The following is a 23,027-nucleotide window of genomic DNA, read 5'->3' on the forward strand; positions in this document are numbered from 1 at the left end:
GCCATCGGCGTCACTATAATTGGCACGTGGATTCGTTGTTTGCGCACTCTTATATTCACACTCGTATAAAAGTTACTTTAACAACCATGCCAATCAATTCGTAATAGAGGTCACTCAAGAATATTTATATATTGATACACTTATGTTCATTCTAACCTAAGAGTACAAGTGTACACAATAGGCATTCAACCCTTTTAATACAAAGGTTATGAAAAGCGGCTATCAAACTGCCATAGATTGATATTTATTTTGAGAATAGTACTGTTGAGGTCTATCAAAATGATGAGGTTAAACAACTCCCTCACTATTAGGAATAGTTTAATGACGCGTGGATTCTTGCTAGACATATCTAAAATAGATTGATGAAATATTTACAAAGAAATGAGTGAGCTACTTTTGCTAAGAAGGAAAAATCACTGGCTCATCGCCATCTTGCCAAGGTTGAAACTTGGTCATGGCTTGTATAAATAATGGATGTGCAAGCCAGTTTTTTAGCCATATTTGCAGTTTAGGATAAGGCAAACTGTAAAAAACGTCGCGATCTACATGAGCAAATTGGCGGACAAATGGCATAATGCCGATATCGGCAATGGTCACACTGTCTCCTAGCAAATAAGTATTTTTAGTAAGCAACTCTTCTAAAATCTGTAGAAATGCTTCTCCTTTTTTCCGATATTCTGTTTGGGTAATTTCAAGATGACGGTCAGCATATTTATAGCGATCTAGCCAATGCTTAAACTCCTGATCGTTTTGCTCAATTAACGTATTACCTTGATGCAAAGTCTTAGGGTTCATCAGCTCTTGTGGGTCTTGCTGTTCAAGCGCCCACTCCATTATTTCCCGACTCTCTTCAATCACAACACCATCAGCGAGCTGTAAAACGGGCACGGTGCCTTTTGGGCTAATCGCTAGCATTTTGGCAGGTTTGTTTTTTAAGGTGATCTCCCGTAGCTCTACTGGCAACTCGGCAAACAACAGGCCAAGACGCGCGCGCATGGCATAAGGACAGCGACGAAAAGAGTAAAGACAAGAAAGGGAGTAAGCAGTCATATTTTTTTTCACAGTTAAAACGAGATCAGTAGCCTTAGAGTTACTGACATCAAGAGTCATTTAGTTTCGTTACTGATCTCTATTAAGGGTTGGTAAAATTAATACTTCAAAGCATTGAACAAAGCCAGTATCATAGCGGCATTGAAAAACCCTTACCTTATTTATTATAAACAAAAGGAAGATATAGTGTCGCAGGCTCAGACAACTATCACAGAAACACCTAATCTCACAAAAGATCAGAACTCTGTATTAAAGATTCTTACGATCATGGGTTATTTAGAAGGTACGTCCTTTTTATTATTACTTTGCATCGCCATGCCGCTAAAGTACATGATGGGTATTGCAGAAGCGGTCACCTACATAGGGATGGCTCATGGCGGATTGTTCATCGCGTATATTTTAATGCTGTTGATAGCCATCACCAAAATCAAAATGCCGCTTTGGGCGATGCCAGCAGGGGTACTCGGATCCTTTTTACCCCTTGGTCCATTTATATTCGATCATTTATTAAAAAAGAGCTTGAATAAAAAAGCTTAAAGCCCCTTAAAAGTAATGTCAAATGACTTACTGAATATGACGAACATTGGTGATTTTAAGATATAGCGCTATTCAAGCGCTGGACGGTATGTATTAATGACTGATCATGATTATTCGTCAGTCATTAATTTCCCATAAAAACTATCCACTTACTGCGACTGGCACTTTACGAATCAGCCATAAAAAGTACGCCCCACCAATGATAGCCGCAATAGTACCCGCAGGCAGCTCATAAGGGAAAATGATATAACGCCCAATCCAGTCTGCTATTACCATCACCCCTGTGCCTAACAAAGCCGCTAATGGCAATTGGCGCTCAAGCCTTACCGCACCGAGTGACGTCGCCAAATGTGGCACCATTAGACCAATGAAACTCAATGGCCCAACCGCAAGCGTACTGGCAGTACTTAGCGCCGCCACCAACACCAATAACGCGAGTGTCACTGGTGTCACTGCCACCCCTAAATTACGAGCGACCCCTGTACCCAAACCAAGCACTCTTAAGGGTTTGATAAGCAATAAGCTGAGGGCAAATAAAATGAGGGCAATGCCGATAAGATACCACACGGTGCTAGGCTGAGCGCTATAAGTCGTTCCCGATAGCCAGCTAAGCATCGCTTCTAGGCGTGGATCGCCAGACAGCTTGACCATGTGCATCACCCCATCCATCATCGCGGCAATACCGATACCGACCAGTAATAGATAGCCAGAACTTACCTTACGTGCCAGCCAAATAACCAGCAATAACACAGCCATCGCTCCTGATAATCCTGAGATTAATAAAGTACCAGCTCCGGCAGATAGCCCTAAGCTTGGTAGCAGTAAAAATCCTAAGATAACCCCAAGCGCCGCGCCCGAGCTCACACCCAATACTTCTGGACTTGCCATCGGATTGCGGGTGAGTGTTTGCAATAACACACCAGCGATGGCCAACATCAGACCTGTTGCCGCAGCGCTCAAACTGCGCGGTAGCCGATACTGCTGGGTGATCGCCCAATCGGTACTTAGTCCCCAGCCACTGACGTCTTGGACAAAAAAACAGGCAAGTATGATTATCATTACCACGCCAAGAGTCCAGCGCCACCATGCCACAGGTGCATGCTTGCCCGTTAGCATCGGGGTTACTGTTTCTATCCGCTCGCGGCGCTGACGCAAAATCAGCCAAATAATCAGTGGTGCACCAAGAATACCCGTCATCGCCCCTGCTGGAATTTGCATATTTAGTATGGGTTCGAGTAATAAAGCAACATTGCTAGTCAGCCATAAAAGCAACGCCCCTAAGACAAAGGCTGCAAGCAGACGTTTGCTAATAGAAGCGACTCCCAGTGCATTGACCAGACTGGCAGCGCCAAGACCGATAAAACCGATTAGACCAACTTCGCTAACCACCAAAGCGGTAACGACCGCCACAATAAGCACTACCAATGCACGAATACCGTTAATCGGCACGCCCAAGCGCTTGGCTTGTGAGTCATCGAGACTCATCAAGGTTAATGGTTTTAACAAGGGTAGACAGACAACCGCCATCACGACGGCTGTTATCGCTAGCATCGTACTGGTATACCAGCTATTCTGTGCCAAAAATCCCGCCGCCCACGACAGCATACCATTACTACGTTCAGCAAAAAACAACACCAAAACATTGGCAACGGCGGCAAGTAGAATGTTTACCACCAAGCCTGCCAATATTAAAATGAGCGGATTAAAACGACTGGGTGCTGACAATACAAAGACCAGTCCCATACTAATAAGCGCGCCGACAAAGGCCACATAAAGTCCGCCATAAATCGCTAAGCTTGGCAAAAACAAGGTCACAATGAGCATGGCCAATTGTGCACCAACGCCGACGCCCAATGTGGTGTCTGACGCTAATGGGTTTTTGACCAGCTGCTGTAGCAAAATACTGACAACCCCAAGCAGACCACCTGCCAATAGCGCCACTATGCTAGTCGCCACTATATGCAGCTGCGTCGCAAGACTGATAATGTCCAATTGCGAGCTTGGAATAAACAAATCACTGATTGGGCGTGTCCACTCCTGAGCGATTAATGCCCACGTGCTCCATACTGACAATATTACAAGGATAATCATTACTGCCCAGATGCGCCATGTATCCTCAAATACCGAAGGTAGTTTCCTAGGTAATTTTGGTGCTGGATTGGGAGGTTTTTGCATAAGCTTGGAGTGTTGCTCTGATGGTGTTTTCAATGTGGGCGACTGAGACGCTGCAAGTGAAGTCATAGGTTTGACATAATCAGTAGTATTATTGGTATGAGAGTGATGAGTCTGTGCGGCAGTATTAATAGTCATGATGCTGCCCCACCTTTTAATGTCACTGTTGATAAATTATTTGCCAAGCCGACCAGTGACGACATGCCACCATAAATCCATATGGGTGGCAGCTCACCCAGGCAGCGCTTGTCGCCATAGCCTAGACGCTGCCAAACCAAACTGTCTTTAATCTCAGCTCGGGTTATCGGACTTAAAGGATCGATGATTAATAGGCAGGTCTCATTATCCAATTGAGCCAAGTCGCCCATTCGAATGGGGACAAACCCCCATTGATTGCCTTTGCCCAATACATCAAGCCCTTTGCCCATCTGACTTAGCACGGGCTGAAACAAACTATTTTTGACATACATGCGCATGTTATTAGCATCAGCAAACTGCACAATGGCAAATCTCTTTACTTTTGGATAGCGCTGCTGCAGACGCTCACTTGCCAGTTTGATATCCTTCTGACTTTTTGTAATATAGCTTTCAGCCAAGGCTGGTTCATCAATTAGCTGCCCCAACTGACGAGTTGGCTCAGTATAATCTGCCCAAGTTGCAGTATCACCTTTAGCAGCGAACATGACTGACTCAGAGGGCACATCTTCATAGAGATTGCGGGCATGCTCATAAAAAAAGTTATCGATGACCAAATCGACAGGCAATTGGGCAACCAATTCCGCATTAGGCTGATAGCGAATGCCCAAATCAATGATTGAGGTTGGCAATTCAGGCGTACCTACCCATCTGTCCCACACCCTCACATCACCCGTCGCTATCGGGGGGTAACCCATAGCGGTCAAGGTTGCCGCATTGCCCCAATCAGGTGAGACTATATTGATGTTAGCGTTATCTGCATTGCCCACTTGAGCGTCTTTTTGCGCCGTTATTGGTTGGTGACAGGCCGTCAGCACGGTGGTCAGTGTTAAGCTTGCTATGAGCGGCAACCACTTATATTTACTGATAGTGAGATTTGAGCCAGCTTTTATAAAATGTTTTATGAAAGATTTTACGGCTATTAAAGAGAACAGAGATTTATAAAGAGCAGGAAACATAGCGGCCTATCTTTTGCGCGAATAAGAGAAAATAAGAAATGAAAAAGATGAGGCAAATACTAGGGCATGCCCTCATTTTAAAAATGGTTATAAAAATTTAACCCTTTTTAGCCTACTTATTCATTTTCGTTCAGATTGATGATATGTCCTACTAGGCAACGGCGACTGGCTGCCCCGTTATAGGATGACTAAGCAGCTGCATATCGACGTTAAAAATCTTGTGCAATACTGTCGGTTGCATGGTGCTGCCGATATCACCGTTATGGCAAATACGACCGTTTTTTAAGGCGATAACTCGATCGGCATACTGCGCGGCCAAATTAATATCATGCAAAATAATAACCACACTCAAGCCCTGCTCATCCACCAAACGACGTATAAGCTGGATAACTTCAAGCTGATAGTGCATATCAAGCGCGGCTAATGGCTCATCAAGTAATAAATATCTGGTGTCTTGTGCCAGACACATAGCAAGCCAAACGCGAGCGCGCTCGCCACCTGAAAGCGTGGCCGTAATGCGGTCAGCGAACGCCTCTGTTTGGGTGATGCGCATGGCTTCTATTACTTTATCTTTGTCTATTTGGTTGGGCTTTTGCAGCCATTTTTGATGCGGATAACGTCCTAACATGACCAGCTCACGTACTGAAAACCCAGCGGCTTCTGGTAGTTGCTGTGGCAAATATGCCATTTGTCGCGCCAGCGCTTTGCTACTGTAATCACTGATACGGCGCTCATCCAAGCTGATACTACCGCCATTACTTATCATCTCGCCTGCCAGCGCTTTGATTAAAGTCGATTTTCCTGAACCATTATGTCCAACCAAAGCGACCAATTGGTTGCTATCAATCTCACAGCTTACATTGTCTAGTAAGGTATTACCTTGGCGACTGATGGTCAATTGGTTTGCACGTAACATATCTGTACTCATCATTAATTTAAATCGTTGTATTTATATTGGACAGCCAATAAAAACCGATTTTACTCGTAAACGATAATAAAAACAATTATCATTAACTTAAAATATTATTCTTTTTGTTCCCGCTCGCTGTTGCTTGTAAGTATATATACGACCGATTTTCTTTTATCTGTGACACGTAACCCTCAAATACAAGCCTAATTCTTTATCACCTTAATCATTTTTGAACTCGCACAAACCATTACTCATATCAATGAAGAACACTTCGATGAGTTGAGATAAGCTAATTGGTTTTTTAGTCGCTTTTTTTCTTTAACCACCAAAGAGCTATCTAGTACCAACGTCAGTAACAGCTATCTATGCCGAAGCGATGGCTGTACAAGTATCATTGAAAGACACAAAAAAACGTCTGCTCACTCTCTTGAACAAACGTTTTTACTCCCCTGTACAGCGCCTACTACACAACTTAGCGAGCTGCCAACCCGGTAAATTTTGCTCAAACAGTAAGCATATAAAAAGTTCGTTTTGACAGCGCAAGCTGAGAGACAAACCCAGTCTTTAAGCAACACTCACAGCGGGCAAAACATTGTCTGGCTTGCCACTGGGCGTGATATTGCTATGATTGATGAAGTGAAGCGCCTTTTGTTTGATAGCATTTATATTGTAATCGATAAGCTCGGCATGCAGAGTGACCACATCACCCATGATAAGTAAAGCAGGTGTCGGTAGCTTGGCGGTGGCTTGTAATTCAGCGATGCTGGCAAGCGTACCGACAAGCAATTGCTGCGTAGGTAGACTGGCATGACTGATAATAGCAAAAGGGGTTTCACTGTCTCGACCAGCCTCTATCAAGCCTTTCGTCATCTCATGCAAACGGTGTAAGCCCATATAAAAAACAACCGTTTGGGTAGTATCAAGCAATTCTTTATAATCGTTATTCGGCGCGCCATTTTTTTTGCAAGCAGTGATGAACTTAACCGATTGCGCATGATCACGGTGCGTTAGTGGAATCCCTGCGCGGCTTGCAGCAGCACTGGCAGCCGTAATACCCGGAATAGATTCAAAATAAATACCATGACGTACCACCTCTTGCAGCTCTTCACCACCGCGTCCAAAAATAAAAGGGTCACCACCTTTTAGCCTCACCACCGTTTTACCTGCCAGCGCGTGTTTGACCAATAGCTCGTTAATGCTCTGTTGTGATAAGGCATGATTGGCGCGGCGCTTACCGACGAATATTTTTTCGGCCGTGCTCGCGCACATATCCAAAACATCTTCGGATACTAAACTGTCATATAACACTACTTCTGCGCGCTGCATCACTCGCCATGCTTTTAAGGTTAATAACTCAGGATCACCAGAGCCTGCGCCGACCAAATATACCATGCCTTTTTTATGAGAATTTTTAGCATTTTCTATACAGTTTTGCCCTGCCAAGTCAGATGTTGGGCTGTTTGCAATAAGGACAGATAAATCAATCATGACGATAGTTCCTAATGACAGTATAAATACAGAAAACCATGTAATAAAAATAAGGTTATTCGATAGAAATCGACCGACCAGATAAGCGCTCAGGCTCGGCTAACCTGTGTTAACACAGTGCAACTAATTCTACATAACAAGTTGCAAGCGACGTGCCATCCCATCATTTAAGCTTGCGCCAATGAGGCGTATTCTGCGATTAATGCGTTGATTTGCCCCACGCAAGACCCACAATTATTACCTGCGCGGCACTGCTTACCCACTGCCGCCGCACTACTACAATTATGCTGCGTAATAGCGTTGAGAATGGCATTTTTTCCAACCGACATACAAGAGCAGACCAAAGGTCCTGGATCAACATAACCACTGGCAGGCCGCCCCGCGAGCAACCACTTGTATCGTTGATTAACAGGTATCTGGCTAGTATCCGTAAAGCAGCTATCGAGCCAGCGTACACTCGGTAATTGCTTTTGCATTGGGGCAATATAGACTGCCATTATCAGTTGTGCGCTAGAGCTTTTACCATCGGACACTTGACGGTTGATAACAGGGCTATCTGCTCCTACCTTAGACTCAGTTTGGGTCACGATAAAACGTAATTGATTCTGCACATTATCGACAGTAAACGCCGTATGCATGACACCCTTTTGAGAGTTTGGCGGTGATAATGATTGCATAGAGGTCATAAACTGCTGCCAAAACTCGGGGCACGCTAAGGTACTGCTAGACTCCATCATCGGGCTAGCGAGAGTAATCAAGACGCTGTTACTTTGATGACTCAAGCTCCAAGTAAGTGCAGGTAATGCCTCTGGCACAATATTATTTGAACGTGCTTCGCATTTTGTTTCAGATAATTCTTTCTCTGATGCTTTGGCAGAAAAATTGGCCAAAATAGTACGTAATTGCACTATAACAGCGTCTTGCCACTCAGGATGCACCAAAATCTTGCCAAATGATTGCATAGGAACAGGCGTGACGCTAATGGCTGAATTTTTGAGCTCTGGCTGCCCTGAATATGGATCGACCACTGTTGGAATAAGTGGGCCAACTCGGGCAAAGCTAGCAAAAGCATTGCTCCAATGCATGGGCATAAACGCATCACCAACGCGCAACATATCGCTAATGGCAACTTGAGCTAGTACGGTACTTGTGGACTCGTTGCCATCCATAGCTGTATTCATCGAGGTGTCACTGGCTGCCTCATTACTGGTCATACCGTTCTCATAGCTTTCATACCTGCGATGCAGTTGCACAAAATCATTATCTTGAACGCCAAGCTGCCGTGCATCGTTAGCGTGTATGGAAAGTGTCGGTACTGGCTGATGTTGATTTAACTGCGGTGCAAGGCCAGTGCGAGTCATGGTATGCCATTGATCGCGCAGCCTGCCCGTAATCAGGCGTAAATGAACCGCTTGGCTCTCAAATTGAGTATGATAATCAGATTCATGTTCAAAGGATGCTCGATTCTCAACAATCCGTTGGGTATTCTGCCTTCTTTGACGTCGATGCACATTGGCTACGCTCGCCTCGTCAGAGGGCGTAATCGCGATTAACTGTGACTTGATAACACTAGCAGTGGAATTAACGACCTCATTTGTTAAAGGTTTAATCTCATCAATCATAGAGATACGTGTGCCACCCCATTGAAACGGCAACATCTCCTCGTATGCTTGCTTACTGAGTGCGACTGGGGTATATATTTGATTGACGTTCTGGTTAATAGGCTGGCGAATAGATTGATTGACTGGTACCTCATTTGTCATTTCTGTCATTAAAGCAGACAAGTCTTTACTAAGATTCAGATAGCGAGGATAGTTCTTATTAGAATTGGATGTGCTTTGGTCGTCTGCGTTACCATAAGCGGTCAATGCCACATGCTCATTGAATATCTCGCTTGGCTGTTGGTAATCAAATCCCGTTAACCCCATGCGTGTGGCAACTTGAGACAGTATCCACCAATCTGGTTTGGCAAGCCCTACCGCAGGCATTAATGTCCGCTGCCGAGAAATGCGCCGTTCAGAATTGGTGACCGTTCCAGATTTTTCACCCCACCCTTGAGCGGGCAATACAATGTCGGCACACTGCACCGTGTCACTGTCTACCGAGCAATCAGAGACAATCACTAGATCGCACTCAGCAAGCGCTCGACGAAAATTATCGGCATCTGGCAAGCTGACCACAGGGTTGGTTGCCATAATCCAAATAGCCTTGATACGACCATCTAATATCGCAGCGGCAGCATCGCAGGCTTTCACACCCACGTTTGGCGAGATAGGCTGAGGCGAATGCCAAAAGTCTGCCACGAGCTGACGATGATCGGCATCGTCTAGTTCTAAATGAGCCGCTAATAGATTAGCAAGAGCGCCTACTTCTCGTCCGCCCATCGCATTAGGCTGTCCAGTGAGTGAAAACGGACTGGCCCCTACTTTGCCCACACGCCCTGTGAACAGATGAGTATTAATAATGGCATTGACCTTATCAGTCCCACTTTGTGACTGATTGACACCCATGCTAAAAGCAGTGACTGTTTTATCAGTGGCAGCAACGCATTCATAAAACTGGCGGATACTGTCCGCCGATACTTGGCAGGCGTGTGCAACTTTGTCGATGCTCCATGCTTTGGCCGCATTCACCGCATCATCAACGCCCAAACTTTGGTTAACATATTCATCATTTTGGCAACCGTGCTGATCTAGGTAATGCAGCAACCCATTATATAAATGTGTATCCGTGCCCGCAGCAATTGGTAAATGTAAATCGGCAAATTCACAAGAGTCGGTACGGCGCGGGTCTATCACAATCATTTTTTTATTAGGATTGGCTTCTTTGGCGGCTAAAAATCGACCAAACAAAATAGGGTGGCACCATGCCATGTTTGAACCTATCAGCACCAACAAATCGCAAGCCTCTAAATCCTCGTAATTACCCGGCACAAGGTCTGCGCCAAACGCACGTTGGTGCCCTGCTACTGCGGAAGACATACACAGGCGAGAGTTGGAGTCGATATTGTTATTACCAATAAACCCTTTAATAAATTTATTGGCGACGTAGTAATCTTCAGTTAGTAATTGACCTGAGACATAAAACATAATGCTGTCTCGACCGTGTTTGTCGATGGTGTCATTTAAACGACTGGCAACATCCTCTAGTACGGTGTCCCAGTCTGTCTGCTTTATAAGTGGCTTGTCAGATTTACGTTTGGCATTAAAATCGTTATCCAATTGCATAGGCTGATGCTGTTGCATTACTGCTTGCTTGTTTTGATAATATGGCTCGGTCAAGCGGCGCGCGGTTCCCAATGTTTGTGCCAGCGCACTCCCTTTGGAGCACAATTTACCAAAATTAGCAGGATGTTCAGGATCTCCTTTGACGCTCAGCACCTCTGTTGCATTCACGCTTGCTAAAACACCACACCCCACTCCGCAATAAGGGCACGTCGTACGGATAGTAATGGTCGAGCTATCAATCAAATCACCATCAGAGGACGACGATAATGATATTGCTTTTTTGATATTTTTGGCGGCACTTATGTCATGTGTCTCAATGACGTGGCCTGTCGTTTTTTGTACGCTATTAGGTAGGTTGTTCGATTTATTAGCTGACACTACTTTGCTAGCAGCAGATTTATTGGCGGTAGCATCATTCATAATGCCTCCTCTAACAGTTCGGCCGCTTTATGATGATTGATGTTCTTGTCCGTATCATCAAGCTCTACATCGACTTCCGTAGTTGGCGAATTGTTAAGCGTAATTTCATCCAAATGACAATATGCTTCGCCAAATATGAGTGTGTCTTTGATAGGCGTAATATCAACGTTATCTATAATTAACTGACTATAAAATCTGCCATCACTGGTGTCTCCATAAAGCACAGCACCAATGAGTTTGTTTTCTTTGAGGTACAGACAATGATAATGGTTTAAGTCAGGCTGACGATATACGAGGGTCTCAATGGTGTCAGCTGCTTCGTCATCAAAAGCGATTTGCCCTGCAGAAAATGCCGACATACCAGACACTTTTAATTTTAATGATAGCGGTTTGCTCACAAAAGGAATCCAGTGGTCTGGCACGGCGGCTTTACCATCTATCACATTTATATCATTTTCTATCAAAGCATCTTTTAAAACCGTAACCAATGTATCCACTTGCTGATTGACTGGCGCCACCATTCCAAATAGCTCCCCCTCTCGCTCTATACACTCACCAATGGCATAAACATTGGGACAACTGGTGTGCATAAAATCATCGACGACAATACCGCGATTAACCTCAAGCCCGCTTTGTTTGGCAAGCGGTGTATTAGGTATCACGCCCACTGCCATCACGATGAAATCGGCCGCTAGCATGCGCCCGTCTTTTAAAGACAATCCACATACTTCTCCTGCATCATTCATCTCAATGGCCTCAGTATGTGCAGAAACCTCAAGACTAACCCCTCGGCGACTGAGCTCAGCTTGCAAAAGCTCAGCAGCTGGCAGGTCTAGTTGACGATTGAGTACATAGCCATCCATATGAATGACCGTCATGCTCGCGCCCTGTGCCGCCAACGCGCACGCAGCCTCCAATCCCAGTACGCCACCACCAATCACCAAACCCGTTTTTCCTTGGCGGGCATAGTCCATCAGGGCGGTCACATCGGCAAGGTCTCGAAACACATGCACACCTTTAGCTGTGTAATTGGGAAACGGAATGACTCGGGCAGTTGATCCTGTGGCCATCACTAACTTGGCATAATTGAGTGTTTGCCCATCATCCAACTCGATACATTGACACTTGGTATCTATTTTCTCTACCGCAACCCCAGCCAATACGGTGATACCTAGCTGCTCATACTCTGTTTTGTCGTACAAATAAGTATCTTCAAACGCTGTATCGCCAGCCAATACGGGTGATAACATAATGCGGTTATAGCCCACGTGCGGCTCTTTACTGATTAAAGTAATTGGCAAACGGGCGGTGTCATCATTCGATTGTGTGCGAGCAAGCTCAATGGCAAAACGACTGCCTGCCATGCCCGCCCCGATGATAACGATGCCAGCGTTTTTTTGATGACCTGATGCTAAGGCGTGAGTGTTGGTATGAGTATCTACCGTAGTGGTGGCTTGCGATATAGATAATGACATAGACAGTAAATCCCTTAGCCGCGCGGAGCAGCATTGAATGCAAAACAGCGTGTCATGAAAAGTACGCCAACAGCAATAAAATGATGACAAACTCTATGAAGCAAATGCCATGCCATACCAGTAGAGGGTTACGCTTAATGAGGGGTTCTGGGTCACGGCTGTGCGCCTTATTATCGGGGTTAAAATCTTGTAAAAACTCGCCAATGGCTTGATAGCGCGCGTTAGTGTTGACATGTAGCGCACGCATGAGTGCCTGTTGGCTGGCGTCCGGTACGTTCTGTTGCCGTAGCGGCTGCGCGGGCATCAGTAATGTTTGGTTTGGCATCATTAGTGTTTGGGTATTAAATGGCAATTGCCCTGTCAGCAATTCATAGCCAATCACTGCAATCGAGAACAAGTCAGAATGCACGCCTTTTGGTGCATCGGTGTAATATTCTGGTGCAGCATAGTGCAAATCACCATTTGGTGGTCGGGTGCTGTCTTTTAAGATAGAGGAACTGGCGGAACCAAAATCAATCAGTTTGACCGCGCCTGATTTGGTTAAAAGAATGTTTTCAGGTTTGATATCTTGATGTAGCAGATAGTTGCGATGCATGACTCGAACCGCCATGCCAATTTTGGTGAGTAAATCAAAGGTTTGCCACACATCACAAGGCGCATGACGATCCATAAAGTCCCGTAAACTCTCACCAGCGATATATTCAGTCAAATGATATAAGTATGTGGTACTTGCTGGTACTGGATAGTAACGCAGCAGCCCTGACTCACTGAGCCCAGAACCCACGTTATGACCAATATTGTTGGATGCAGGATTGACAGGCAATCGATTGGGATCAGCTTGATTGTAAGCCGACTCACCCGCGCGGCGATGTTTTGATAGGCTCAAACCAATTTTGCGTTCTTTTAAAAAATCACGCAGATAGTGACCATCGGCGACCGAATCTAAACTGGGTGATTTTAGAACAAAGTCATGGTTGTATTCATCTTGCACCCAGTACACGTGACTGCGAGCCGTACGAGCAATGATACCAATCACAGTAAAACCATCAATATGGTCGCCTATCTGTAAATCGGTTGGCAGCTGGTAGCGATTCACATCATGTATGATCGTATCCAGATTATCAAAGTCAATACCATCAAAATGACCAACACCTTTAGAGCCATTGATAGAAGTAAAATGGGCTGATCGTGTGTTCATACTCAGCATAACCATGCTTAGATTGTCATGACTGCCTGCACTAAAGGCTTGCTCGCACACGGCTTGACTGGTGTTAAACCCTAGCGGTAATTTGTGCGTAGTAGCCATCAACTGAAATATATCAGTCGCACTGCTGCACAGCTCAAATTGTAGCTCTGTGGGCTCTATATGCTCATAAACCCCATCTGTCATGATGGCCAAACACTCGTTTTGATGGAGGGTAAATACAGATTGTTGTAGCTCTAACTGGCTATCTGCGCCAATAGCTGCAGCAAGCGCTCCTTTGTCTTGGCCGCGGTGCACGCGGTGATCTTTGCTCAATACCGTCAGACAATCTACCCCAACGCGGTATATTCGAGAGTCGCCTGTATGAAACAGGTGAATACGGTCACCAATACAGAGCAAGCCTGATAACGTAGACAACAATGGCGGTACCCGTTGATACGCTTGAGGGAAATATAGGATATCGTTGGCTTTGTTGACTGCTGTTTTGATGAGACTAGCGACTTGATCATCGTCAAAACTGATGGATGACGTCTCATCTTGTGATTGTGCCAGTGCGGTCAACCCCAATGTGATTTTGTGAGCAATGGTATTCACCACCAATCGACTTGCCTGTTTTGGAAACTGACAAGCGCTGACCCCATCTGCCATCAACACCAATAATGGGGCTGATGATGACGGGTGAGATCTTGCTTGAGATATTGAGCGATTGGCACTAGATGATTCTGTACCTGAACATTGATATGGTAGACAGGTGGTAATAAGTAAACTGTCTTGATTTTCCGTCTTGCGTCCTGCCATCGTGAAAAAATCAAGCCACCATAATGCAGTACTAGCATCATCAAAATTCTTACTTTCACCAGTCTCATCAATAGAGTGCCTATCAATACTCTCCATATTCTTGATGGCCTCATTGGCAACAAACTGATCTGTTTCTATTGCAGATGACGACTGACTGTTATTGATATTAGCTGCCATATCATCAGCGTTTTGGTACACATCACCATCAGCACTTTGACTATTATGTCTATTGGCGTTTGCTACGCTTGCTATCGTCATCTGTCTGCACCCCGTGTTATCTATGACTCACTTGTATTTCGGCAAATGTGCCATCTGGCATCTCTTCAATAATGATGCCTTCTGGCTCTTTTAAGAAAAACAAGGCAAAGAATCCAGCCACTGCTGTCGCGGCAATCACAAAGAAAAACACCTGATAAGACACCAGACTAAGCACCGTTAAATACACCACTGAACCAACATTGCCATACGCGCCTGTCATCCCTGCAAACTGCCCTGTCATACTGCGTTTGATCAGAGGAATCACTGCAAAAACAGCACCCTCACCTGCTTGTACAAAGAATGAGCAAAACATCGTGATTAACAATGCCAATGCAAGTGGCCACGTTGAGTCAAGGAAGCCCATCAACAGATACCCGATGGCCAAACCAGCTGTCAAAATCAATAAAGTTATTTTGCGACCAAACTTATCACTGAGCCAACCGCCACCTGGGCGTGACATGAGATTCATAAAGGCATAGCTCGATGCCAATACCCCTGCCATCACAATCGATAAACTAAAAGTTTCTTGGTAAAACAAAGGTAGCATCGACACGACGGCAAGCTCTGAGCCGAACGTGGCAAAATACAAAATATTTAAGATACCTACTTGCTTAAAATCATAACGATGCGCCGCTGGTACAGGCGTAGTGAATACCTCTTTATTAAAACGGTAGCTACTGATGAACTCGTAAACATACAGTATCGCAAGGCCAATATAGACCATGGTGACACTAGACTGGCTCAGTAAGCTCACACCATCAGGTGATAGTTTCCATGCCAATAATGCCAATGCCAAATACATAGGCAGTTTAAAAACCATCATTAACCAAAAATCACCCGATGACGTCACCATCATGGCACCTGATTTTTTGGGTTTAAAATAAGTAGCCCCTTTGGGTGTATTACGTGCCATCTTATAAAAAATGATGCTATAAAGCGCCATCACCACCCCTGATGTGGCTGTTGCATAACGCCACCCTTCATCACCGCCGAACACTGCTGCGGCACCAATCGCTATAGTTGGTAATAATAGTGCCGCTGCTGCCGAACCAAAATTACCCCAACCCCCATAAATACCCTCAGCTGTCCCCAATTCATTGGTTGGAAACCAATCACTCATCAAACGAATACCCACCACAAAACCTGCACCCACAAAACCCAGTAAAAACCGAGACAGCGCCAAAGTGTTGTAATCCTGCGCGAATGCAAAGGTAAAACAAGGAATAGCACCAATGGCTAAAATAGCGGTATATACAATGCGAGGGCCAAAACGGTCTGTCAGCATCCCGATAATCACGCGGGCAGGAATGGTCAATGCCACGTTTAAAATAAGTAACGTTTTGATTTGATCTTTACTCAGATTGAGTGTTTCTCCAATCGCTGATAGAAATGGTGCATGGTTGAACCATACAAAAAAGGTAAGGAAAAATGCCATCCAACCTAAATGAAGGATTTTATTTTTACCCGTAAATGACAAAACATTAAGCTTGTCTTTACTAGGCGCAACGGGGGCTGATGATGACATAGGCAACTTCCTCAAATGATTAACTTCAGGGTTCTGGCAACGTACTAAATGTTCAAAAAATACAGTATTCAAAAATGATAAGTAGCGATGTTTCAGGCGGTGCAATGGTTATGCCAGTTATTTGTGTACATTGCCAAATCTGTATAAAGGCCAGTGCACGTTAATTATCCAGGCGCCTTTACTAGCGGGTCTATAACCATCGCCACACCTGACGCTTATGCTAATAAAGCATTAACACAGCAGGTTTAAAACATTCCATCAGTCTCCCTTATAAACAGCAATAACATCCAACGTGGGGCACAGTAGTGTCTATTTTGGTGCATTAATTTCTGACATCGCAGTCGGCAATAACGGCATCTATCCTGATTTTTGGCAAGTCATAGCGCTAATTATGCTGACATAAAAACCTTTATACATAAGCGACTGGTCCCGATATGGCATGCCTTTATGCCTAATAGCAACGCGTAAAAACCCAGCTAATCAAAGTGCCATGGCATGATTATTGAATGCTCTGTAATAGTAGGTATTAAATGCTGTTTATCAGCTGTTGTTGAGGGACGGAGCCGTTTATAGCGTGATAAAAAAATAAACGACGACCGTACCCAACCAACCCCATTACTAAGGACAGACGCATGAGTAGCACTGCATTGAGCACAAAAAGTAAAGGCAATTTGGTGGTGATTGGCAACGGTATGGTCGGTCATCACTTTATTGAACGAGCAATTGAGCAAGGTCTACACCAGCAATTTGACATTCATGTATTTGCTGAAGAAGACCGCCCTGCTTATGACCGTGTTTATTTGTCGAGCTACTTTGAACATAAAGATGCCAGTAAGCTGAACCTAGTAGATTTAACGGCTTATGAATTATCAAAAGTTAATTTGCATTTGAATCAGTGTATTGTAGATATCGATTCGGCCAGTCAGCGTATTACTACTGAGGCAGGCGAGATTATTGAGTACTCTGAGTTGGTACTAGCGACTGGTTCATATCCTTTTGTGCCGCCTATCCCAGGCCGCGAGCATCCGCACTGCCACGTATACCGTACCATTGCAGATTTAGATGAGATTTTAGCGATTGCTGAACTGCCCACTGTCAAAAAAGGTGTGGTAGTCGGTGGCGGTTTACTGGGGCTTGAGGCTGCAAAAGCACTCGTGACGCTAGGTCTTGATACCTATGTGGTCGAGTTTGCGCCGCAATTGATGGGTGTTCAGCTTGATGCCGCTGGCGGTGAGATTTTAAAGCGAAAAATAGAAGCACTGGGTGTCAAAGTACTGACGGGGAAAAACACCAAAGAGATTCTATCTAACACTGCGCCGAACTCTGATGACACCAGCGGTGATGATCAACATTTAACCATGCAGTTTACAGATGGCACCTCTCTAACGACCGATATGATTGTGTTTAGCGCCGGTATTAGACCGCAAGATGGTCTCATTAAAAACAACCCCGAGTGCGGTATCGAAATGGGCGGGCGCGGTGGCATCTTGATCAATGAGCAATGTCGCACCAACGCTGATCATGTTTATGCCGTAGGCGAATGCGCAGTATGGGACAACAAAGTATTTGGTCTGGTGGCTCCCGGTTACAATATGGCCAGTATCTGTGCCGCGCAAATTGCTGGTGATAGCAAGCAGATATTTACGGGTGCTGACATGAGCACCAAGTTAAAACTGATGGGTGTGGATGTGGGTAGTATTGGCGATGCACATGGTACGAGTGACGGTAGCTTAAGCTATCTGTATCAAAACCCTGCTGAGGGCATCTATAAAAAACTGGTTACTACACCGGATAACAAGCGCTTGCTTGGTGCCGTATTGGTAGGCGACACCGAAGACTATAACAACCTATTGCAATTGTATTTAAATGACATTGACCTACCTGCACATCCCGAAAGTCTGATATTACCCAATGTCGAAAAACCCGTGATGGGCATCGACAATCTGCCAGATACCGCCACGATTTGCTCTTGTTATAACGTGACCAAAGGCGCTATCTGCTCCGCCGTCGAAAACGGCGCATACTCCGTCAGCGATGTAAAAACCATGACCAGTGCCAGTAGTGGCTGTGGTGGCTGTGCCCCTATGGTCAAAGATACAGTCAGCTATCAACTCACCGCCATGGGCTTTGAAGTAAACAATGACTTGTGTGAGCACTTTGCTTACTCTCGTCAAGATTTATATAGCCTGATTCGCGTGCACGGTATCAAAACCTTTGATGAGTTACTGACTGAACATGGTAGCGGTCATGGCTGTGAGATCTGTAAACCGACAGTCGCCTCTATTTTAGCATCATGCTGGAATGACTACGTACTCAAAACTGAGCTCACACCACTACAGGACAGTAACGATTACTACTTAGGCAATATCCAAAAAGACGGCACTTATTCCGTCGTGCCGCGTGTACCGGGTGGTGAAATTACTGCAGATAAGCTCATCATACTGGGTCAAGTGGCGAAGCAATTTAATTTGTACACCAAAATCACTGGTGGGATGCGGGTCGATCTGTTTGGCGCGCGCATGGAGCAATTGCCTGATATTTGGACGCAACTGGTACAAGCAGGCTTTGAGACTGGCCATGCCTATGGTAAATCTTTACGTACCGTGAAATCTTGTATTGGCAATAACTGGTGCCGCTACGGCGTCGATGACAGCATTGGCCTAGCCTTGAGGTTAGAGGATCGTTATAAAGGTGTGCGCTCACCGCACAAAATCAAAATGGGTGTATCAGGCTGTATGCGCGAATGTGCTGAGGCGCAAAGTAAAGACTTTGGCATGATTGCGACTGAAAACGGCTGGAATTTATTTGTCTGCGGTAATGGTGGTATTACCCCGCGTCATGGTGAGCTGTTCGCCACTGATCTCGATACCGAGACCATGGTCAAATACATCGACCGCATCATTATGTTCTATATCAAAACAGCAGACAAGCTACAGCGTACCTCAAAGTGGCGTGAAAGCTTAGATGGCGGACTTGACTATCTGAAGGCTGTCATTATCGAAGACAGCTTAGGCATAGCAGATGAGCTTGAAGCTCAAATGCAATTGTTGGTCGACAATTACGTGTGTGAGTGGGCGGCGACGATTAACGACACTGAAAAACTCAAACGTTTCCGTCATTTTGTAAACAGTGAGCAAGGCGATGAAAATGTCGTTTTCGTGACCGATCGTGAGCAGATTCGCCCAGCGACTGATGCTGAGAAAGCAACCATTAAACTGGTTGAATTGGCTTAGCCAGTGATGAATACCTTGTTTGTTATCACAAAATTCAAGGTGCTGTTTTTTCGATGAGTTTCTCGACTCACGCTTTGCAACTCACAACTTGTCGCTCACGATTTATCACTCATACAGAGCAATATTATCATCACTAAGGATACCGCCTCATGAACCAACAGACTATTTGTACACTTGACGATATCATTCCTGAAACTGGTGTGTGTGCACTAATAGATGGCAAACAAATTGCTATTTTTCGTACCAAACAGAACGATTTATTTGCTCTTGATAATTACGATCCATTCAGTCAGGCTAATGTACTATCTCGAGGTTTAATTGGTGGTACCACAGTTACAGATGACACAGGAACAGCAAAAGAAGTACTTTATGTGGCCTCGCCCATCTATAAGCAACGCTTTAACCTAGCTACTGGTCAGTGTTTAGATGATGAGAGCGTGATGCTGGATGCATATCAGGTCGTCTTAAATGACAACAATGTCATGATTGCAAGGGTATAAATAAAAACTAGGGCTTGTTATGTTGTCTTAGAAGACACAAGCCCTAGCGTTTTAATGCAGAGTTTAGAGACAAAAGTTTTTCGGGTCACTGACTCTTGAGTCGGCTGATGGTAATTCCCGTAAAACCAAACAATATCGTTAGTAACAGCGATAAATAACAGAAGAACGCATAAGGCAGATAATCAAGCACGGGCACGCCTAATGCTTGGCTGATAAACACACCGCACACACTCCAAGGCACTAGAGGATTGATGACCGTACCTGCATCTTCAATGGTACGAGACAGGTTTTTTGGGTGTAAATTCAACCGCTCAAACGTCGGACGAAAGGCAGTACCAGATAATAAAATACTCAAATACTGCTCGCCAATAAGCACGTTAATACTCAGAGCAGACATGGCAGCGGCAAATATGGCGCGTCCTGATGTGGTTAATGTGTCTTTAATCCCTGATAACAGTGCTGGCAAAATACCCAATGCTGTGAGCAAGCCACCGAGACTGAGTGCCAATATTACAATCGCTTGAGTGAAGAACATACTCTGCACACCGCCGCGCGATAGCATACCACCGACTTCACCCAGCTCTAACGATTCAGCCGGTGCATAGCCTGCAAATAAATAGCCGCCTAATTGTCCAAAGCTCGGCGAGCTGTGCAAATAAGTAATAATCAATGCTGCCACAATGGTACAAATAATCGTATAAATGGCATTGACACGAAAAACTGCCAACCCAACCAGTACCACAAATGGCAATACCGCATAACCATGTACCAAGCCACTTTCAATCAACTGACCTTGCAATACGGTTACTTGACTCAAGTCAGAGCCTGCGGTCTGCCCAGAGAAAAACCAAAAAATAATGACCGTGAGTATCCACGCTGGTACCGTGGTATACATCATATTGCGAATATGCTCAAACAAATCAATACCCACCACCGATGAAGCAATGGTACAGGTATCTGATAACGGCGACATTTTATCACCGAAAAACGCCCCTGAAACCACCGCACCAGCCGCAATCGCCACGTTGGCATCAAAGGCATTACTCATACCAATAAAAGCCACGCCCAATGTCGCCGCGGTGGTCAAACTACTGCCCAAGGCAATACCAATAATAGAGGTCAATACAAAGGCTGAAATGTAATAATACTCTGGTGAAATCAACTGAAAACCAAAATACATCAGCGTTGGAATAGCACCAGACATCATTAAAGCGGCGACCATCAAACCAATAAAGAAGAATAGATAGATCGCACCGATACCACGCATGACACCCGATGCCATTTGCGCTTGCATGTCATCAAAGGTCAAGCCTTTAAACAGACCAATGCCCAGCAAGACACAAATAGCGAGTATCAATGATAAATGCGGTACCCAGCCAAAACCTATCATGGTAACGCCCATAATAGCGATGACAATGGCAGAAATCATAAATGCCAGTTGAGGTGAAATTTGGGTTAATATTTTTGGAGGCATCACACATCCTTAGCTTGCCAGTCAAATCTGGCGTTAGGGTTGGCTTTGAGTCGGACAAGTTTAATGAGTTGCAATAGCGATTGCTACCCTCATTATTGATCCAGCAGACTATCGGTCTTAGCTGCCATGACAAAATCATTGCGATGCAGACCTTTAATGCTGTGTGACCACCACGTAACCGTCACCTTGCCCCACTCTATCAATATGCCAGGATGATGCCCTTCTGCTTCGGCGATGTCTGCTAATTGGTTAGCAAACTCCATCGCCTTGACGAAGTTTTTGAATTTATATTGACGTTGTAATTGCTTAATGCCATCAACCTCGATCAATGACCAATCTGGAATTTGCTGTAATAGTTCTTGTGCTTCGATGTCGCTGACCGTTGGCGCGCCAATGCGGCAGGCCTCACAGCTGGCTTGTGATAATGTCGTCATTATAATGTCCTTTTATGTTAACTATTCATTTTTTTAATACTGTTACTTTTAATACAGTTACGTCCATGTTGACGCTGTCATTTACGACTGCATCATTCAAATGATGCCGTTTTTCTTAACCATGTATTAGGCGTTTTTTACCGCATAACTAGGCTCGAACAATCCTAGCGACATGGCTTGTTTGACCATTCCCATGACATCGCTATTGACGATATCAAATAATGTATCCAAATCATCAATGACATAATAAATCGGCTGGATATGATCGATACGATAAGGGGTACGTAACACATCAAGCAAGTCAAACGCTCGGTGCTCTGGTTGATTTTGCGGTTGATGCTGAGGTTCTGCTTGCTGCTCAGAACCAGCATTGAGCGCATAAACCGTCTCAGACGGTGAGCTTAAGATGCCTCCGCCATAGATTCGGCGACTGCCTTTATTTTGTCCCACCAAACCAAACTCGATGGTGAACCAATAGAGCCGTGCCAAAAACCACCGTTCTTCTTTAGTGGCATTAAGACCCAGCTTGCCATAAGTTTCATTGAACGTCGCAAAGGCAGGATGGGTCAAAAGCGGACAATGTCCAACGATTTCATGAAAAATATCAGGCTCTTCGATATAGTCCATATCATCAAATCGACGGATAAAAGTTGCCACCGGAAAGGATTTATTGGCAAGCAATTTAAAAAACTTACCAAAACTGATTAATGCAGGGACAGCGGCAGTTTGCCAGCCAGTCGTGGCTTGCAATACTGCATCAATATCTTGCAGCTGCGGAATACGCGTAGCGGGCAAATTCAGTTTTTTTAAACCGTCTAGATAGGCTGGGCAGGCGCGATTGGGTATTTGCTCGGCTTGACGCTCAAGTAATGCCTGCCACATACCATTTTCATCATCACTATAATGAATATGACCATGGCTATCTGGCTGATGCGACACGTAAGGTTGTTTTTTAGGCATAGAATCCTGCTTTTTATGAGCAGAATCATCGTGACTGGCATCAGTGCCTAGCGTTTTGCAAGCAACGCTGTTGGCACCGATAGCTTTATTAACAGAATTCGTATGTGGTAGGCGTTCCATGCCTGTATTCCTTTTATTGCCATTGGCACTCTGAATAGCGCTCTGAGTTTTTGCTATTCGTTCGCAATCATGACTGAACCATAGCCCA

At 44.9% G+C, this 23,027-nt stretch carries 15 protein-coding genes; 3 read left to right on the plus strand and 12 right to left on the minus strand.

Annotated features, from left to right (window positions below; all coding sequences use genetic code 11):
• Positions 1-399: 399 nt before the first annotated feature.
• The gene (locus tag JMW94_RS12215) at positions 400-1,050 is read right to left on the minus strand and encodes a glutathione S-transferase (RefSeq protein WP_201581301.1); all 651 of its coding nucleotides are present in this window, start codon (positions 1,048-1,050) and stop codon (positions 400-402) included.
• 186 nt (positions 1,051-1,236) lie between these two features.
• Between JMW94_RS12215 and JMW94_RS12220 the strand changes: the two genes are divergently transcribed.
• Positions 1,237-1,587, plus strand: a complete 351-nt coding sequence (locus JMW94_RS12220) for a DUF3817 domain-containing protein (protein ID WP_045454747.1) — start codon at positions 1,237-1,239, stop codon at positions 1,585-1,587.
• A 141-nt stretch (positions 1,588-1,728) separates the two neighbouring features.
• Here the strand turns inward: JMW94_RS12220 and fhuB are convergent, their stop codons facing one another.
• From fhuB to JMW94_RS12260, 8 genes are all read right to left on the minus strand, one after another.
• A complete protein-coding gene (gene fhuB, locus JMW94_RS12225) occupies positions 1,729-3,897 on the minus strand; it encodes a Fe(3+)-hydroxamate ABC transporter permease FhuB (protein WP_227679039.1) in 2,169 nt (722 codons plus the stop codon).
• A complete protein-coding gene (locus JMW94_RS12230; protein ID WP_227685510.1) occupies positions 3,894-4,913 on the minus strand; it encodes an ABC transporter substrate-binding protein in 1,020 nt (339 codons plus the stop codon). Before JMW94_RS12230 ends, fhuB begins: the two co-directional genes overlap by 4 nt.
• A gap of 151 nt (positions 4,914-5,064) precedes the next feature.
• Positions 5,065-5,829, minus strand: coding sequence for an ABC transporter ATP-binding protein (locus JMW94_RS12235; protein ID WP_060492203.1), 765 nt, complete (start codon positions 5,827-5,829; stop codon positions 5,065-5,067).
• A 558-nt stretch (positions 5,830-6,387) separates the two neighbouring features.
• On the minus strand, positions 6,388-7,311 hold the full coding sequence (gene cobA / locus JMW94_RS12240) for a uroporphyrinogen-III C-methyltransferase (RefSeq protein ID WP_201604587.1): 924 nt from the start codon (positions 7,309-7,311) through the stop codon (positions 6,388-6,390).
• A 167-nt stretch (positions 7,312-7,478) separates the two neighbouring features.
• Positions 7,479-10,958 carry a nitrate reductase gene (locus JMW94_RS12245; RefSeq protein ID WP_201604588.1) on the minus strand — a complete coding sequence of 1,160 codons (3,480 nt, stop codon included), beginning with the start codon at positions 10,956-10,958 and terminating at the stop codon, positions 7,479-7,481.
• Positions 10,955-12,433: an NAD(P)/FAD-dependent oxidoreductase gene (locus tag JMW94_RS12250; RefSeq protein WP_201581298.1), complete on the minus strand. Its 1,479-nt coding sequence runs from the start codon at positions 12,431-12,433 to the stop codon at positions 10,955-10,957. Before JMW94_RS12250 ends, JMW94_RS12245 begins: the two co-directional genes overlap by 4 nt.
• A 52-nt stretch (positions 12,434-12,485) precedes the next feature.
• A complete protein-coding gene (locus JMW94_RS12255; protein ID WP_307783121.1) occupies positions 12,486-14,693 on the minus strand; it encodes a protein kinase domain-containing protein in 2,208 nt (735 codons plus the stop codon).
• Positions 14,694-14,709: 16 nt separating this feature from the next.
• A complete protein-coding gene (locus JMW94_RS12260) occupies positions 14,710-16,218 on the minus strand; it encodes a NarK family nitrate/nitrite MFS transporter (protein ID WP_201581297.1) in 1,509 nt (502 codons plus the stop codon).
• A gap of 632 nt (positions 16,219-16,850) precedes the next feature.
• On the opposite strand from JMW94_RS12260, the gene nirB reads away from it, so the two are divergent.
• Together nirB and nirD are read left to right on the plus strand one after the other, a co-directional pair.
• Entirely contained in the window at positions 16,851-19,451 is a 2,601-nt protein-coding gene (nirB, locus tag JMW94_RS12265; RefSeq protein WP_201604589.1) for a nitrite reductase large subunit NirB, read from the plus strand.
• 149 nt (positions 19,452-19,600) lie between these two features.
• A complete protein-coding gene (gene nirD, locus JMW94_RS12270; RefSeq protein WP_201501313.1) occupies positions 19,601-19,951 on the plus strand; it encodes a nitrite reductase small subunit NirD in 351 nt (116 codons plus the stop codon).
• Positions 19,952-20,036: 85 nt separating this feature from the next.
• On the opposite strand, the gene nhaC is transcribed toward nirD, so the two are convergent.
• The 3 genes from nhaC to phhA all read right to left on the minus strand — a co-directional run bounded on the left by nhaC (position 20,037) and on the right by phhA (position 22,939).
• Positions 20,037-21,425 (minus strand): Na+/H+ antiporter NhaC, encoded by a 1,389-nt coding sequence (gene nhaC / locus JMW94_RS12275; RefSeq protein ID WP_055124079.1) that lies wholly within the window; start codon positions 21,423-21,425, stop codon positions 20,037-20,039.
• A 92-nt stretch (positions 21,426-21,517) separates the two neighbouring features.
• Positions 21,518-21,859 carry a 4a-hydroxytetrahydrobiopterin dehydratase gene (locus tag JMW94_RS12280; RefSeq protein ID WP_201581295.1) on the minus strand — a complete coding sequence of 114 codons (342 nt, stop codon included), beginning with the start codon at positions 21,857-21,859 and terminating at the stop codon, positions 21,518-21,520.
• 126 nt (positions 21,860-21,985) lie between these two features.
• A complete protein-coding gene (gene phhA / locus JMW94_RS12285) occupies positions 21,986-22,939 on the minus strand; it encodes a phenylalanine 4-monooxygenase (protein WP_201604590.1) in 954 nt (317 codons plus the stop codon).
• Positions 22,940-23,027 lie beyond the last annotated feature (88 nt).

Source organism: Psychrobacter immobilis (genome assembly GCF_904846185.1).
GTDB lineage: Bacteria > Pseudomonadota > Gammaproteobacteria > Pseudomonadales > Moraxellaceae > Psychrobacter > Psychrobacter immobilis_B.